General features: G+C 73.7%; 12 protein-coding genes. 8 read left to right on the forward strand and 4 right to left on the reverse strand.

Annotation, left to right across the window (positions count from 1 at the left end):
- Positions 1-53 precede the first annotated feature (53 nt).
- On the reverse strand, positions 54-4,394 hold the full coding sequence (locus tag APR03_RS24780) for a S8 family serine peptidase (RefSeq protein ID WP_275977179.1): 4,341 nt from the start codon (positions 4,392-4,394) through the stop codon (positions 54-56).
- Between the two features lie 199 nt (positions 4,395-4,593).
- The gene (gene hisD, locus APR03_RS06800; protein WP_253833917.1) at positions 4,594-5,919 is read right to left on the reverse strand and encodes a histidinol dehydrogenase; all 1,326 of its coding nucleotides are present in this window, start codon (positions 5,917-5,919) and stop codon (positions 4,594-4,596) included.
- Between the two features lie 36 nt (positions 5,920-5,955).
- On the opposite strand from hisD, the gene APR03_RS06805 reads away from it, so the two are divergent.
- Positions 5,956-6,198, forward strand: a complete 243-nt coding sequence (locus APR03_RS06805) for an RNA-binding S4 domain-containing protein (RefSeq protein ID WP_253833919.1) — start codon at positions 5,956-5,958, stop codon at positions 6,196-6,198.
- 4 nt (positions 6,199-6,202) lie between these two features.
- On the opposite strand, the gene APR03_RS06810 is transcribed toward APR03_RS06805, so the two are convergent.
- A complete protein-coding gene (locus tag APR03_RS06810; protein ID WP_253833921.1) occupies positions 6,203-6,607 on the reverse strand; it encodes a pyridoxamine 5'-phosphate oxidase family protein in 405 nt (134 codons plus the stop codon).
- A gap of 109 nt (positions 6,608-6,716) precedes the next feature.
- On the opposite strand from APR03_RS06810, the gene APR03_RS06815 reads away from it, so the two are divergent.
- Positions 6,717-8,045 (forward strand): carbohydrate-binding protein, encoded by a 1,329-nt coding sequence (locus tag APR03_RS06815; protein WP_253833923.1) that lies wholly within the window; start codon positions 6,717-6,719, stop codon positions 8,043-8,045.
- A gap of 101 nt (positions 8,046-8,146) precedes the next feature.
- On the opposite strand, the gene APR03_RS06820 is transcribed toward APR03_RS06815, so the two are convergent.
- Entirely contained in the window at positions 8,147-9,016 is an 870-nt protein-coding gene (locus tag APR03_RS06820) for an oxidoreductase (RefSeq protein ID WP_253833925.1), read from the reverse strand.
- A gap of 117 nt (positions 9,017-9,133) precedes the next feature.
- Between APR03_RS06820 and APR03_RS06825 the strand changes: the two genes are divergently transcribed.
- The 6 genes from APR03_RS06825 (at position 9,134) to hisH (ending at position 15,943) form a co-directional block, all read left to right on the forward strand.
- Positions 9,134-10,051: a helix-turn-helix transcriptional regulator gene (locus APR03_RS06825; RefSeq protein ID WP_253833927.1), complete on the forward strand. Its 918-nt coding sequence runs from the start codon at positions 9,134-9,136 to the stop codon at positions 10,049-10,051.
- A 67-nt stretch (positions 10,052-10,118) separates the two neighbouring features.
- Positions 10,119-12,695, forward strand: a complete 2,577-nt coding sequence (locus APR03_RS06830) for a RecQ family ATP-dependent DNA helicase (RefSeq protein WP_253833929.1) — start codon at positions 10,119-10,121, stop codon at positions 12,693-12,695.
- A 91-nt stretch (positions 12,696-12,786) separates the two neighbouring features.
- A complete protein-coding gene (locus tag APR03_RS06835) occupies positions 12,787-14,019 on the forward strand; it encodes a histidinol-phosphate transaminase (protein WP_253834092.1) in 1,233 nt (410 codons plus the stop codon).
- Positions 14,016-14,615, forward strand: coding sequence for an imidazoleglycerol-phosphate dehydratase HisB (hisB, locus tag APR03_RS06840; RefSeq protein ID WP_253833931.1), 600 nt, complete (start codon positions 14,016-14,018; stop codon positions 14,613-14,615). The genes APR03_RS06835 and hisB overlap by 4 nt, the downstream gene beginning before the upstream one ends.
- Before the next feature lie 4 nt (positions 14,616-14,619).
- The gene (locus tag APR03_RS06845) at positions 14,620-15,297 is read left to right on the forward strand and encodes a hypothetical protein (protein WP_253833933.1); all 678 of its coding nucleotides are present in this window, start codon (positions 14,620-14,622) and stop codon (positions 15,295-15,297) included.
- Between the two features lies 1 nt (position 15,298).
- Positions 15,299-15,943, forward strand: a complete 645-nt coding sequence (hisH, locus tag APR03_RS06850) for an imidazole glycerol phosphate synthase subunit HisH (RefSeq protein WP_253833935.1) — start codon at positions 15,299-15,301, stop codon at positions 15,941-15,943.
- The last annotated feature ends 92 nt before the right edge of the window (positions 15,944-16,035 follow it).

Genomic DNA, 16,035 nt, shown 5'->3' on the forward strand with positions numbered 1-16,035 from the left:
GACCCTCAGGTCGCCGGAGCGACCTGGGGGTCTGACACGTTCAGGGGCGTTCGTCAGCAGGTGCCGACGTTCTGCCACGGGCCCCAGGGAGAGGTGCCCGGTTCCTGGTTGCGGGTCCACCACTTGGCCCGGAACAGCCGGCCCTCGTGCTCGACGGTCTCGCCGCCGGTGTAGACCCAGCTGTCGGTCCAGGCCTGGTACGTCTCGTCGCCGCAGACGACCTCCGCCCCGACCTCGGCCCACGGGCCGTAGGCGGACTTGCCGGGCTGGTCGCCGCGGGTCCACCACAGGGCCACGTACACGGCGCCCTGGTAGGACACCTCGTCACCGGCCTGGTAGATGGTCTTGCGGTCCCAGGCCGGGGCCGCGATGCCGGTCACCTCGACGTCGGCCGAGGCCACGGCGGGCTCGTCGAACGGGTTGGACGTGACGTGCTCGGCCTCGTTGGTGTACGTGCCGCTCTGGGCGTCGGCGTCCACCGTGGTCTCGTACGACAGCGTGACCGGGTCGACGTCCGGCCCCACGTAGTCGAGGCAGATCGAGCCGCCCTCGGTGAGCGCGGTCGACGGGTCGCCCGCGTTCACGACGGAGGTGCCGAGCGTGCCGGCGAGGTTTTCGATGCCGACGGTCGCGGTCTCGGGCAGGGCCCCGAGGTCGCCGTACTCGAAGGTGATCTCCGGGCGGTCGTCCGCGACCGAGTTGTAGATCCAGGCCTGGAACGTGCCCACCGAGTTGGACAGGTCGGCGGGGTCGCCACCGAACTCGAACGGGTCGTCCCACTGGACCACGGCGACCTGGCCGCCGGAGGTGGCCAGCCGCACGCCCCGCTCGTTCGCCAGCGAGAGCTGGAGGTCCGACCAGAGCGGTGCGATCACGCCGTTCGGGGCGGCCGAGGCCGGCAGCTCCTGTGGCGCCCACGGCTGGCCGCCGTAGCCACCGGCGATCGTGACCAGGCCGTCCTCGGAGACGGTGAGGTTCGGCGACTGGCCGTCGTAGTGGGGGAACGGTCCGATGTTGCTGAACGCGTTCACGGCCACCGTGTCGTCGTCCAGCGAGCTGAACCCGACCCCGACCGATCCCAGGTCGAGGAACCCGGCCCACGCCGCGCACTGCGGGTCGTCGGCGGGCGTCGACGCCTCGTAGGAGCCCACCGCACCCACCTGCGTCGGCACGTCGACCTCCCACGTGATCGTCTGCCCGTCGACCTCGCCGCCGCCGGTCACCGAGTCCGGGTCGACGGTCAGGCCGTCGGGCACCGTGTCGGTGATCGTGTACGTGAGGTCCTCGGGGGTCACGTTGGGCTGGACGGTGATGTCGTACCCGATGGTGTCGCCGACGCCGGCCGCGTCGACCGACGCCGTCTTGGTCACGTCGTCCGCCACACGCTCCAGGCGGACGGGGATCTCACCGATGTCGCCGGGGCTGTCCGGGGACGTGCCGAGCACGGCCGTACCGAAGTACAGGTCGCCCGCGGCGGCGTCGGGCAGGTTCCAGCGGACGCGCACGTCGTACGGCTCGCCCACGGGCACCTCGCCGTCGGGGCCCTCGACGCCCGCGTTGCCCAGGTCCTCGCCGGGCACGGCGGCCGTCACCAGCGTGTGGGCGTCGGGCTGGTCGCCGCTGCCCTGCCAGTTCTGCACGACGACCCACCAGGTGCCGGCCTCGGGGTCCGGCACCTCGCACAGCTCGGCCGAGCCTGACGACGTCGACGCGCACACCTGGGTGGCGGCGCTCGGGGTCTCGCCGGTGCCGACGAACATGTCGAGGTCGCTCGCCTCGGCGGCGGTGATCTGCGCGACGAGCCGCGCGGCGCCGTCGGGCACCTCGACCGTGGTGACCTCGACCTGGCTCAGGTCGTCCAGCGCGTCGTCCCGGGTCGGGTCCTGGCTGAGCGAGCCCTCGTGCTGGTCGGCCTTCACCAGGCCCTGCACCGAGCCGGTGAACTCGCTGATCGCGACCGACTTCAGGCCGGTGACGGCCTGCGAGCCGGTGTCGCGGCGCGTGGTGATGTCGATGTCGGCCGGCAGGATCGCGCCGGACGGGACGACGGCGACCGGCAGGGTCACGGTCGGCACGTCCGGGTTGCTCGGCGTCAGCGTGATGCGCCCGAACAGGGTCTCGCCCTCGGGGGCGCCGGCCACGTCGGCCGTGACGGAGATGCCGAGCGAGTCACCCGGGGACACGGTGTCCTGCGAGAGCGTGACGTCGAGCGAGAGCCCGTCGTCGGACACCGCGGACGGCTCCCACGTGACGTCGGCGGGGGCCGACGACGGGGCGACGGCCGTGCGCTCCCACGAGCAGGTGGCCAGGCACTGCGTGTCCGCGAAGGACGGCAGGTTGAGGGTGCTCGGGTCGCCGCCCGCCTCGGGGTCGGCGGCCAGGTAGTTCGCCGGGGTCTCGTCGAACAGGAGGCCCGCCTGCGCGGCGGCCCCGATGTCCATGTGGCCGCTGCCCTGCTCGTACGGGGTGGCGGGCGAGCCGTCGAAGTCCTGGACGGTCGTGCGCGCCGTGGTCATGAGCGCCGACTGCTGCTGGGCCGGGGTCCAGTCCGGGCGGGCCTGCGTGAGCAGGGCGCCGGCGCCGGCCACGTGCGGGCTCGACATCGACGTGCCGGAGATGACGCCGTACTCGACGTGGTCGTAGGCGCCGTCGGCCACGCCGAGGGCGGCGAGGATGTCGACGCCGGGCGCCGTGACGGACGGGACGATCGTGTCGACGGCGCGGTTCGGGCCGCGCGAGGAGAAGCTGGCCATGGTGTCGCCGCGCTCGTCGTCGATCACGAAGTCCGTGCCGGAGACCGTGCCGGTGTGCCCGGTGCCCTCGGCGAGCCAGGCCCGCAGGGTCTGGCCGTCCGCGTAGGAGATGGCCAGGCCGGGGACGGCGAACGCGTCGCCGAGCAGGGAGCCGCCGTTGGGCTCGTCGTTGGTCAGCACGAAGCCCGCCGCGCCCTGGGCCGCGACGTTGGACGACTTCTCCACGCGGCCGTTGCCGCCACGGGCGCAGACGACGATCTTGTCGGTGAACTCGGCCTCGTGGCCCGTGGTGGTGGTGCACTGCGGGTCGCCCACCGTGGCGGCGTCGACGATCTCGGTCGCGGGCAGCGGACCGGTCAGGGACTTGCCGGCGAGGTCGGGCAGGTCGCCCGCGCTGCTGGTCAGGTCACCGAGGGTGTTGACCATGTGCCGGTTGTGCGTGGAGGCGCCCACCGACGTGATCCACGGTGCGTCGGCGGGGGAGCCGGTGGTGGCGAACCCGGGGCCGTCGTTGCCGTTGGAGGTGGCCACGAAGATGCCCGCGGCGCGCGCGTTGAGGAAGCCGATCGCGTCGAAGTCGTTCCACAGGTCCGACGGCGACGACGAGCCGATCGAGTAGTTGATGACGTCCACGCCGTCCGCGATGGCCTGGTCGATCGAGGCGGTCAGGCCCGCGGTGGTGCAGCAGCCGCGGTAGCTGATGACGTTGGCGTGCGGGGCCACGCCCGAGACGTCGAACGTCGGCGGGTCGGTGCCCTCCGGCGCGGTCGGCGTCACGTCGTCCACCACGTTGCCGCCCGAGGTGGAGGCCGTGTGCGAACCGTGGCCGTCCTCGTCCAGCGCGCTGCGGTCGTCCGCGCTCAGGAACCCGTAGGCGCCGATGAGCTTGCCGTTGCAGGGGAAGTCGGGGTCGTACTGGTCGGTGTTCGCGGGGTCGCAGACGCCCAGGTAGTTGCCGGCGCCCAGCGGGTTGGTGTGGGTGTAGCCGTCGTCGCCCGTCTCGGCGAAGGAGGGGCTGCCCGGGTGGATGCCGGTGTCGATGGTGCCGATGACGACACCCTCGCCCTTGTAGTCCTCCGGCAGGTTGAGCTCCTCGACGGCGTTCCACAGCGCGTCGGCGTTGCTCCAGACCGGTCCGGCGTCGGTGTGCAGCTCGCGCTCCTCGTCGAGCGCGATGTGCGCGACCGCCGGGTCCTTGGCGACCTCGGCCGCCTCCTGGGGCGTCAGCACGGCGGACAGGCCGTTGACCGCGTACTGGTAGGTGAAGGGCACGTCGACGTCGTGGCCGACGGTGCGCTCCATGCGGGTGACGAAGTCGTCCTGCTCGGCCTCGAGGAACTCCGTGTACTCCCGGACGCGCGGGGTCGACGGGTCCAGCGTGCGGCCGGCGCGCGGGGCGGTGGCCGCGAGGCCCTGGACGCCGCCGTCGTAGCTCGGCACCGCGGCGTCGGCCAGGCGGATCAGGTAGGTGCGCTCGGCCTTGCCGCGGCCCAGCGCGAACTTCTGGATGCTCGCGTCGCGCTCGACGCCGGCCTGCGGGGTGGTCTCGGCCGGGACCAGGTTCTCGGCGAGCAGGTCGCGCGGGTCGACCTTGTCGGTGGTCTGGGGTGCGGCGGGTGTGACGGCGGCGGCCGCGGGCATGAACGCCGCCGCCAATGCTGTGACAGCCGCTGTGACGAGCAGGGGCGTTCTGGACCGTTGTGACATCGACGAGGCTCCCTCGGCAGCGATGGACGAGCGCGTGCACGTGCGTGCTATTCCTCGCCTACGCCGACAGGGCGTGTCAATGCTTCTGTACGGGTTTCACCCAGTTACCGCTCAGGCACCCGTACGGGGCCGGTCAGTGGAAGCGGCCGCGGACCGCCTCGCCGTGCGCCGGCAGGTCCTCGTCGTTGGCGACGGCGACGATCCGGTCGGCCAGCTCGGCCAGGGCGTCGCGCCCGTACTCGACCTGCTGCACCGACTTGAGGAAGCTGTGCACGCCGAGGCCGCTCGCGAAGTGGGCCGTGCCGCCCGTGGGCAGCACGTGGTTCGAGCCGGCCATGTAGTCGCCCAGCGACACCGGCGACCACGGGCCCACGAAGATCGCGCCCGCGCTGTGCACCCGGGCGGCCACGGCGTCGGCGTCGGCCGTCTGGATCTCCAGGTGCTCCGCACCGTAGGCGTTGACGACGGCGAGCCCCGCGTCGACGTCGTCCACCAGGACGACCGCCGACTGCGGCCCCTCCAGGGCGCGCGCGACCCGCACCGCGTGCTTGGTGGCGGACGCGAGGTCCTGGACCCGGGCCTCGACGGCGGACGCCAGCTCGACGGAGTCGGTGACCAGCACCGACGCCGCCATCGGGTCGTGCTCGGCCTGGCTGATGAGGTCGAGGGCCACGTGGCCCGGGTCGGCGGTGGCGTCGGCCAGGACGGCGATCTCGGTGGGCCCGGCCTCGGCGTCGATGCCGACGACGCCGCGCACCAGGCGCTTGGCCGCCGCGACGTAGACGTTGCCCGGGCCGGTGACGACGTCGACCGGCTCGCACAGCGTCGCGCCGTCCTGCGGCTCGCTGCCCGCCGCGCCGTAGGCGAACATCGCCACGGCCTGCGCGCCGCCCACCGCGTACACCTCGTCGACGCCGAGCAGCGCGCACGCCGCCAGGATGGTCGGGTGGGGCAGGCCGCCGTTGTCCTTCTGCGGCGGGGAGGCGACGGCGAGCCCGGGCACGCCCGCCTCCTGCGCCGCCACCACGTTCATCACGACCGACGACGGGTAGACCGCGAGCCCGCCGGGCGCGTACAGGCCGACGCGCTGGACCGGGATCCAGCGCTGCCGCACGGCGGCACCGGGCGCCAGCTCGGTCACGTGGTCGGCGGGCAGCTGGGCGGCGTGCACCCGGCGGACGCGCCGGATGGCCTCCTCCAGGCCCTCGCGCACCAGGGGTGTGAGGCTCTCGACCGCGGCCGTGAGCGCCGCGGCGGGCACGCGCAGGTGCTCGGGGGCCACGCCGTCGAACCGCTGCGCGATCTGGCGCAGGGCGGCCGCGCCGCCCTCGCGCACCTGCAGGATCAGGGGCTCGACCGCATGGACCGCATCGTCCACCCCTACCTCGGCACGGGGCAGGACGTCGAGGAGCTCGCGGCGGCCCAGGGACCGCCCGCGCAGGTCGATGCGTTGGATCACCCGGCCAGTCTAGGGCGCGCGACGGGGGACAATGCTGTGGTGTCCAGCTCTGAGTCGAACGTCCCCGAGGTCCCGATCCGTGACGAGGTCATCCGCCTCGGCCAGTTCCTGAAGCTCGCCGACCTCGCCGAGGACGGCGCGCAGGCCCGCGACCTCATCGCCGACGGCGAGGTGCGGGTCAACGGAGAGGTCGAGACCCGGCGCGGGCGCCAGCTCGTGCGCGGCGACGTGGTGAGCGTGGCCATGCCCGCGGGCCAGGAGTCGGCCCAGGTCGGCTGACCGGTCAGGACGCCATGTACGTGGACGCCATGACCTTGTCGACGGTCACCCGCAGCACGATGCGGTCCGGGTTGGGCTCGAGGTCGCGGTAGCGCCGGGCGTAGCGCGCGACGGCGTCGCCGATCTCGGCCTCGTCGGTGCTGACGGCGATGGTGCCCTCCAGCGTGATCCACCGGCCGCCCGAGACCTGGCAGAGGGCCGCGCGCGGCGCGGCGCCGTCGGGCCCCGGGACCGCGTGCCGCGCCTTGTACGACGTGCGGTTGGTGGTGATGCGGGCGACCCCCTGGTCGGCGTCCCAGGTGAAGGCGACGGGGACCACGTGGGGTGTCCCGTCCGGCCGCAGGGTGGTGAGGGTCGCGAGGTGGCGCTCGGTGACGAACACGAGCTGTTCGGGGTTGAGTCGGAACACGTCGTGAGTCTAGGTGGGTCACCAGGTGCGGGTGTGGGTTCCCCGTATATGCCGCACCACCGGATATGGCTAGTGTCCTGACAAATATCCGGCGTCGAAGGGGAGCCCCATGAAGCCGCGTACCTCGTTCCTGGCGGTGGGCGTCGCCGCCGTGCTGTCCCTCGGGCTGGGCGCCGGGCTGGTGGTGCCCGCCGTCGTGGCGCAGGCGGGACCGGCGTCGGCCCAGGCCGCCGACTGCACCGCCGCCGCCTGGGCGGAGGGCCGTACCTACGCACGGGGCGACCACGTGACGCACCGGGGCCGCGGGTACACCGCACTGGTCGCGCACACGGCGCACGCGGGCGCCGGGTGGAGCCCCGACGTCACACCCACGCTCTGGACCGACGACGGCGCGTGCGCCACGCAGCCCGACCCCGACCCGACCGACCCGACGCCGGACCCCGACCCCACCGACCCGACCCCGGACCCCGAACCCACGCCCACCGACTGCAGCCAGCGGCCGCGCCCGTCGGGCAAGGTGCTGCAGGGCTACTGGGAGAACTGGGACGGGGCGAGCAACGGCGTGCACCCGGGCCTGGGCTGGATCCCGGTCACGGACTCGCGCATCACCCAGCACGGCTACAACGTGGCCACGCTCGCCTTCCCGGTGATCCGCTCCGACGGCACGGTGCTGTGGGAGGACGGCATGGACGCCGGCGTCCGGGTGCCGAGCCCCGAGGAGATGTGCGCCGCCAAGGAGGCCGGGCTGACGATCCTCATGTCGATCGGCGGGGCCACCGCCGGGATCGACCTGTCGTCGCAGGCCGTGGCGGACCGGTTCGTGCAGACCATCGTGCCGATCCTGCGGGAGTACAACTTCGACGGCATCGACATCGACATCGAGACGGGTCTGACGGGCAGCGGCAACATCAGCCAGCTCTCGACGTCGCAGGCCAACCTCATCCGGATCATCGACGGCGTGCTCGCCGGCATGCCGGCCGGGTTCGGGCTGACGATGGCGCCCGAGACCGCGTACGTGACCGGCGGCAGCGTCGTCTACGGGTCCATCTGGGGCTCGTACCTGCCGATCATCAAGAAGTACGCGGACAACGGTCGTCTGTGGTGGCTCAACATGCAGTACTACAACGGGTCGATGTACGACTGCTCCGGCAACTCGTACGCCGCGGGCACCGTGGCCGGCTTCCGAGCGCAGACCGACTGCCTGGACGCGGGGCTCGTCATCCAGGGCGTCACGATCCGCGTGCCCTACGAGAAGCAGGTGCCCGGCCTGCCCGCCCAGCAGGGCGCGGGCGGCGGCTACATGGCGCCGTCGCTGGTCTCCGAGGCATACCGGTCGTACAACGGGGCGCTCAAGGGCCTCATGACCTGGTCGATCAACTGGGACGGGTCGCGGGGCTGGACGTTCGGCGACACCGTGAAGGGGCTCCAGGGGCGGTAGCCGCCGCGTCGGTGAACGACGACGGGCTTGGTGGTGAAGGGCCCGGTGGCGAGCTGTCGCTCGCCACCGGGCCCCGCTGCGGCGGGGTGTCTGCCAGCGGCTCAGGCGCCGATCGAGCTCAGCACCGCCAGCTCGTCGTCGGGCAGAGCGAGGTCCGCGGCCGCGACGTTCTCCCGCAGGTGCGCCACCGACGAGGTGCCGGGGATGAGCAGGATGTTCGGCGAGCGCTGCAGCAGCCACGCCTGCGCCACGGCGGCCGGCGTGCTGCCCAGCCGGGCCGCGACGGCGTCCAGCCGGCCCGACTGCAGCGGGGAGAAGCCGCCGAGCGGGAAGTAGGGCACGTAGGCGATGCCCTGCTCGGCCAGGGAGTCGATGAGGTCGTCGTCCTGCCGGTTGGCGATGTTGTAGAAGTTCTGCACGGTCGCCACGGGTGCGATGGACTGCGCCTCGGCCACCTGCTCCGCGGTGACCGTGCTGATGCCCAGGTGCCGGATCAGGCCCTCGGCCTGCAGCTCCGCCAGCGCGGTGAACGGGCGGGCCACCGAGCCCGGCTCGGGCCGCCGCTCCCCGCCCACGCGCAGGTTGACGAGGTCGAGCCGGTCGAGCCCGAGGTGCTCCAGGTTCTGCTCGACCTGCCGGCGCAGCTGGCCGGGCTCCCGGGCGTGCGGCCAGCCGCCCTGGTCGTCGCGCACGGCGCCGACCTTGGTGACGACGTGCAGGTCCGCCGGGTAGGGGTGCAGGGCCTCGCGGATGATCTCGTTGGTGACGTAGGGGCCGTAGAAGTCGGCGGTGTCGACGTGGGTGATGCCGAGCGCCACGGCCTCGCGCAGGACGGCGACCGCCGCCGCGCGGTCCGCGGGCGGGCCGAAGACGCCGGGGCCCGCGAGCTGCATGGCGCCGTAGCCGATCCGCGAGAGGGTCAGGTCACCGGCGAGCGTGTAGGTGCCGCCGGGGTGTGTCTGTGTGGTCATGACACCCACGCTGCGCCCCGCGGCGTGGGACAGGGAGTGCCCGGAGGATCCTGGTAGTGCGGGGACTGGTAGTGAGGGGACCAGGCAGTGCCGCGCGTCCCGCCCTACCGTGGACGTATGGCCGACAACACCCTGGGCGAGTACCTGCGGGCGCGCCGCGAGCTGGTGACGCCGGGCGATGTCGGGCTGCCCGCCGCGGGCGTGCGCCGGGTGCCCGGACTGCGCCGCGAGGAGGTCGCCCTGCTCGCGGGGATCAGCGCCGACTACTACCTGCGCCTCGAGCAGGGCCGGGACCGGAACCCGTCCGTGCAGGTGGTGGAGTCGCTCGCGCGCGTGCTGCAGCTGGACGAGCCGGCGACGCGGTACCTGCTCAAGCTCGCGGCCCCCGCACCCCGACGGCGGCGTCGCACCCGGCGCGAGGTGGTGCCCGCCGGGACGCTGCGCCTGCTGGACCGTGTGGGCGTGCCCGCGTACGTGGAGGGGCGGTACTTCGACGTGCTCGCGGCCAACGACGTGGCGGGGGCGCTCTCGCCGAACCTGCGGCCGGGGCACAACCGCCTCCGGGACCTCTTCCTCGACCCGGCCGAGCAGGCGCTGCACACGGGCTGGCCCGGTGTGGCGCCGATGATGGTCGCGCGGTTCCGCGAGGCCGTCGGCACGGACACGGACGACGAGCGCGTGGAGCGGCTGGTGGGGGAGCTCTCGCTCGCCTCGGGGCGGTTCCGGACCCTGTGGGCCCGGCACGACGTGAACCTCGGCACCCCGCACACCACCCGGATGATGCACCCGCAGGTCGGGCAGCTGGACCTGGACATGGAGAAGCTCGCCGTGATGGGTACCGACCGCCAGATGCTCGTGCTGCTGCACGCCGACGCGGCCTCGCCCACCGGGGAGCGGCTGGCGCTGCTGGCGTCGCTGGCGGCGTCGACGGCACCCTCGTCGGCGCCCGCCGAAGCGCCTGCCGAGTCGTCCTCCGCACCAGCAGAGGGCGCGGGCTCCGCGTCCCCGACCACCCGGCCCACCGACACGACCTAGCGGTCCGCCACCCGGGCCTGTGGACAACCGGCTCGCGGTGTCGGTGGCCTCTCCTAGGATCGATGACGTGACCAAGGACCCCTTCGCAGACCTGCCCTTCGCCATGGAGGAGCCGCCGGACGACGCCCTCCTGACCGAGGTCGGTGATCCGGCGCTGCCCCCGTCGGCGCGGAACACGCCCGAGGCGCAGGCGGCGAAGCTGCAGATGCTGCGCGGTCTGCTGGACGACGGCGGCGTGGCGCCCCCGGCGCCGGCGCCTCGCCGGGCAGCGGTGGACGGGTCGGAGGAGGGCGGCGGCGCGGTGCCCGACGACGGGTACGCCGTCGCGGACGAGCCGGCGCACCAGCCCGAGGTCGAGCCCGAGCCCGAGGCCGAGGACGAGGTCGAGCCGAGCGTCCCGGTCACCGCGGCGGCGCCCGGGGCCTCGCTCCGGGAGGAGGCCGAGGCGGCCCTGCGCGAGCTCGTGGGCCGTGACGACGCCCGCCTGCGCGAGGACCAGTGGACGGCCATCGAGGCGCTCGCGGCCTTCCGGCGGCGGGCGCTGGTCGTGCAGCGCACGGGGTGGGGCAAGTCGGCCGTCTACTTCGTGGCCACCACGCTCCTGCGCGCCCGCGGCGCCGGACCCACGGTGATCGTGTCGCCGCTGCTGGCCCTCATGCGCGACCAGATCGCTGCCGCGTCCCGGGCGGGCATCCGCGCGGTGACCATCAACTCGGCGAACATGACGGAGTGGGACGAGGTGCACGCCGCGATCGCCCGCGGCGAGGTCGACGTGCTCCTGTGCTCGCCGGAACGCCTGAACAACCCCGGCTTCCGCGACGAGGTGCTGCCGCGCCTGGCGGCCGACGCCGGGCTCGTGGTCATCGACGAGGCGCACTGCATCTCCGACTGGGGTCACGACTTCCGGCCGGACTACCGGCGCATCCGCACCCTGCTCGCCGACCTGCCCGCCGGCATCCCCGTGCTGGCCACGACGGCCACCGCGAACGAGCGCGTCACGCAGGACGTGGCGGAGCAGCTCGCCGTGCACGCGGACGGCGCGGCGGACGAGGACGTGCTGGTGCTGCGCGGCGCGCTCGACCGGGAGTCCCTGCACCTGGCGGTGCTGGAGCTCGGTGACCAGCCCACGCGGGTCGCCTGGCTGGCCGAGGCGCTGCAGGACATCGACGGGTCCGGCATCGTCTACTGCCTCACGGTGTCCGCGGCGGAGCAGGTGGCCGAGCAGCTGCGGGGCTACGGGCTCGCGGTAGCCGCGTACACCGGGCGCACCGAGCCCGCCCAGCGTGAGCAGCTCGAGGCGGACCTCAAGAACAACGAGGTCAAGGCGCTGGTGGCCACCTCGGCGCTCGGCATGGGTTTCGACAAGCCGGACCTGGCGTTCGTGGTGCACCTGGGCGCGCCGTCGTCGCCCATCGCGTACTACCAGCAGGTGGGCCGCGCGGGCCGCGGTGTCGACCAGGCGCTCGTGGTGCTGCTGCCCGGTACCGAGGACAAGGCCATCTGGGACTGGTTCGGCGAGCAGGGCTTCCCGGCCGAGGGGCAGGTGCGCGTCACGCTCGACGCGCTCCGCTCGGGCGGCACCATGTCCACGGCCGCGCTGGAGACCCAGGTGGACCTGCGCCGGTCCCGCCTGGAGACGATGCTCAAGGTGCTGGACGTCGACGGCGCGGTCCGGCGTGTCCGCGGCGGCTGGGAGGCCACCGGGCAGGACTGGTCCTACGACGCCGAACGGTACGCGCGGGTCGCGGCCACCCGGGCGGACGAGCAGCAGGCGATGGTCGGCTACGTGGCGACGCCGGGCTGCCGGATGGCCTACCTGCGCGCCCAGCTCGACGACCCGGACCTGGCCCCCGGCTGGCGGTGCGGGCGCTGCGACCGGTGCGGCGCCGTCGACCTGCCGGAGGCGCCGGACGTGGAGGCGGTGGCCGCCGCCCGTGCCGAGATGGACCGCCCGGGCGTCGAGGTGGAGCCCCGCAAGATGTGGCCCACCGGGCTCGCGTCCCTCGGTCTCGACCTCAAGGGCAAGATCCCGCCGGCGGAGCTGGCCGAGCCCGGCCGCGCCGTCGCACGCCTGGACGGCCTCGGCTGGTCCGGCCCGCTGCGCGACCTGCTCGCCCCGAACGCGACCGACGGCGAGCTGCCCGTGCCGCTGCGCCGGGCGGCCGCGCGGGTGCTCGACGAGTGGCCCGCGCTGCGCCCGTCGCCCGCAGCGGAGGCGGGGGACGCGACGGCAGCGGACGAGCCGGCGGCGGACGAGCCGGCGGGCGCCGACGGCACCGAGCCCGGCCCTCTCGTCGTGGAGGCCGTCGTGGCGGTGCGCTCGGTCCGGCGCCCGCAGCTCTCCTACCACCTGGCCACCGGGCTCGCGAAGTACCTGGGGGTGCCCATGATCGGCGCCATCGGTCCCGCCACCGGGCAGGAGGAGCCGGGCCGGCACGACCTCAACTCGGCCATGCGGCTCGCGGGCGTGGCCCGCCGTCTGCAGCTCCAGCTCGGCGAGGGGGCGCTGCGCGGGCTGCCGGGCCGGGCGGTGCTGCTCGTCGACGACTACACCGACTCGGGCTGGACCCTCACGGTCGCCTCCCGGCTGCTGCGCCAGGCGGGCGCGTCGGCGGTGTACCCGTTCGTCCTGGCGATCCGGTGACCGGTCGCACGCGGTCCGTGACCGGCGGCACACGCCCGGTGGGCGGACTCACACCGGGCCGGCACCGCGCGCTTCGTAGACTGGTGCGGTGATGACCCACTCCGTCGACCAGCACGGCGCCTCCGCGTCCTCGGTACGGCTGCCGCTGCGTCCGGAGCTGGCGGACGAGAAGCCCTACGGCGCGCCGCAGCTCGACGTGCCGGTGCTGCTGAACGTCAACGAGAACCCCTACCCGCCCGGCGAGGACGTGGTGGCGACCATCGCCGAGGACGTCGCCCGGGCCGCCCGCGGCATGAACCGCTACCCCGACCGCGACGCCACGGTGCTGCGCCAGGACCTCGCCGACTACCTCACGCTGGAGACCGGCGTCGGCCTGAACCACTGCGACGTGTGGGCGGCGAACGGGTCCAACGAGGTCATGCTGCACGTGCTGCAGGCGTTCGGCGGGCCGGGCCGTACGGCGCTGTCCTTCGCGCCGACCTACTCGATGTACCCGGAGTACGCGCGCGACACCCACACGGCCTGGGTGGTGGGCCGCCGCGAGGCCGACTTCACGCTCGACCCGGAGTACGCCGCGCGGCAGATTCGCGAGGTGCGCCCCTCGGTGATCCTGCTGGCCAGCCCCAACAACCCGACGGGCACCGCGCTGCCTGCGGCCACCGTCGAGGCGGTCTGCGAGGCGGCGCTGGAGGTGGACCTGGACGGGGCGCGCCCCGTCGTCGTGGTGGACGAGGCGTACGCCGAGTTCCGCCGCCCCGGTACGCCGTCCGCGGTGGCGCTGCTGGAGCGCTACCCGAACCTGGCCGTGACCCGCACCATGTCCAAGGCGTTCGCCGCGGCCGGGGCACGGCTCGGTTACCTCGTCGCGTCGAACGACTTCGTGGACGCGCTGCGGATCGTGCGCCTGCCGTATCACCTGAGCGCCATCACGCAGGCGGCCGCCGGCGCCGCGCTGCGCCACCGCGAGTCGCTCATGGCCCAGGTGGCCACCCTGCGTGCCGAGCGGGACGCGACGGTGGCGTGGCTGCGCAAGCAGCACCTGCCGGACGGGCGCCCGTTCGAGGTCGCGGAGAGCGACGCGAACTTCGTGCTCTTCGGCCGGTTCGACGACCGGCACGCCGTCTGGCAGGGTCTGCTGGACCGGGGGGTCCTGATCCGCGAGACCGGCCCCGAGGGCTGGCTGCGGGTGTCGATCGGTACGTCCGCCGAGATGGCCGCCTTCCGCGCGGCCCTCACCGACGTGCTGCAGCGGCCGCAGGACCAGGCCGACGCACAGCAGCAGGCCGACGCACAGCAGCAAGGACAGGAAGAGGCACGGGCATGAGCAGGTCAGCACGCGTGGAGCGCGCCACCTCCGAGTCGAAGGTGCTGGTCGAGCTCGACCTCGACGGTACCGGGCGCACCGAGATCAGCACGAGCGTGCCGTTCTACGACCACATGCTCACGGCCCTGGGCAAGCACTCGCTCATCGACCTCACCGTCCAGGCCACCGGCGACACGCACATCGACGCCCACCACACGGTGGAGGACGTCGCCATCAGCCTCGGTGAGGCCCTGCGCCAGGCGCTCGGCGACAAGGCCGGCATCTCGCGGTTCGGCGACGCGCTCGTGCCGCTCGACGAGGCGCTCGCCCAGGCCGTCGTGGACGTGTCCGGCCGGCCGTACCTGGTGCACGAGGGCGAGCCCGCGGGCCAGGAGTACCACCTCATCGGCGGCCACTTCACCGGTTCGCTGACCCGGCACGTCCTCGAGTCGATCGCGCACCACGCGGGCATCTGCCTGCACGTGCGCGTGCTCGCGGGGCGCGACCCCCACCACATCGTCGAAGCACAGTTCAAGGCGCTGGCCCGTGCGCTGCGCGCCGCCGTCGCCCTCGACCCCCGTGTCGAGGGCATCCCGTCCACGAAGGGTGCGCTCTAGCAGCATGTCCGACAGCACCAGGCCCGACACCCCAGGTTCCGATCAGAACGGGCCCGACCAGAACGGGCCCGACCGGAGCGGCTCCGACCCGAGCAGCCCCGCCGGCAGCACGCCGCCCGGCAGCACGCCGCCCGGCGACGACCTGCCCGACCTCGACCTCGGCGACCTCGAGATCCCGGACGACCTGTCCTCCCTCACCGGCAGCGGCGAGCCCGACTTCGTCGCGCTGATCACGCAGATCGCCGGCGCGGAGCCGCTCGCGGCGGCCAGCTCGCTCGCGCAGCTCGACCTGGACGCCGTGCCGACGCCGATCGGCGCCGTCGGCGTGCTGCGGGACCGGTCCGGTGACGCGCCCGAGCAGGCGGCCGCCGCGATCTCGCAGCTCGTGCGCGGTGTGCCGCTGGTCCTGATCACCCGCACGGGCGAGCAGATGACGGCGGTGCGGTTCGCGGACGGCGCTCGTGGCGACGAGCTCGCTCCCGGCCTCGTGCTGGGCGGTGCCCCGGACAGTGTCGTGGACCTGCTGACCGGGGCCACGGACGTGGCCGACGCCGACGGCGTGGTCGCGTCGACCTCGATCAGCAAGTTCAAGGCGGTGCGGATGCTGACGTCCGCGGCCCGCAAGGCGCGCAAGAGCATGGGCAAGGGCGCCGGCGAGGACACCGGCAAGGACGGGGCCTGAGATGGGCGCGCGCGTCGTCGTCCTCGACTACGGCTTCGGCAACGTCCGTTCGGCCGTCCGTGCCCTCGAACGGGTGGGCGCCGACGTCACGCTGACCGCCGACCGTGCCGCCGCTCAGGACGCGGACGGCCTGGTCGTGCCCGGCGTGGGCGCGTTCGCGGCCTGCATGGCCGGTCTGACGGCGGTGCGCGGGCACGAGGTCGTGGGCCGGCGCCTGGCCGGCAACCGCCCGGTGCTCGGCATCTGCGTGGGCATGCAGGTCATGTTCGACGCCGGCGTGGAGCACGGGGAGCGGGCCGAGGGCATGGGCGAGTGGCCCGGCGTCGTCGAGCGCCTGCGGGCCGACGTGGTGCCGCACATGGGCTGGTCGCCCGTGGAGGTGCCGGAGGGGTCGGTGCTGTTCGACGGCGTCGCCGACGAGCGCTTCTACTTCGTGCACTCGTACGCCGCCCAGACCTTCACCAAGGGGCACGACGAGAACGCCGTGAACGTCTTCCGTCCGCCCCGTGTGACGTGGGCCGACCACGGCGGCCGGTTCGTCGCCGCCGTGGAGGACGGGCCGCTCTCGGCCACCCAGTTCCACCCCGAGAAGTCGGGCGACGCAGGCTCCCAGCTCCTGGAGAACTGGGTCCGCTCGCTCGCCTGACCCCGCACCACCGCTGAGTGCTGGATCTTCGCCCCCCTGGCACCCGGCAGAGGGCGAAGATCCAGCACTCAGAGTTCCGAACCAGAGATTGT

The organism is Promicromonospora thailandica (assembly GCF_024171955.1).
Classification (GTDB): domain Bacteria; phylum Actinomycetota; class Actinomycetes; order Actinomycetales; family Cellulomonadaceae; genus Promicromonospora; species Promicromonospora thailandica.

What these genes read in the sequence shown, in the direction of transcription:
- APR03_RS24780 (WP_275977179.1), bottom strand. Translation starts at nt 4,394, where the DNA reads ATGCCCGCGGCCGCCGCCGTCACACCCGCCGCACCCCAGACCACCGAC.
- APR03_RS06815 (WP_253833923.1), top strand. Translation starts at nt 6,717, where the DNA reads ATGAAGCCGCGTACCTCGTTCCTGGCGGTGGGCGTCGCCGCCGTGCTG.
- APR03_RS06820 (WP_253833925.1), bottom strand. Translation starts at nt 9,016, where the DNA reads ATGACCACACAGACACACCCCGGCGGCACCTACACGCTCGCCGGTGAC.
- APR03_RS06825 (WP_253833927.1), top strand. Translation starts at nt 9,134, where the DNA reads ATGGCCGACAACACCCTGGGCGAGTACCTGCGGGCGCGCCGCGAGCTG.
- APR03_RS06835 (WP_253834092.1), top strand. Translation starts at nt 12,787, where the DNA reads ATGACCCACTCCGTCGACCAGCACGGCGCCTCCGCGTCCTCGGTACGG.
- hisB (WP_253833931.1), top strand. Translation starts at nt 14,016, where the DNA reads ATGAGCAGGTCAGCACGCGTGGAGCGCGCCACCTCCGAGTCGAAGGTG.
- APR03_RS06845 (WP_253833933.1), top strand. Translation starts at nt 14,620, where the DNA reads ATGTCCGACAGCACCAGGCCCGACACCCCAGGTTCCGATCAGAACGGG.
- hisH (WP_253833935.1), top strand. Translation starts at nt 15,299, where the DNA reads ATGGGCGCGCGCGTCGTCGTCCTCGACTACGGCTTCGGCAACGTCCGT.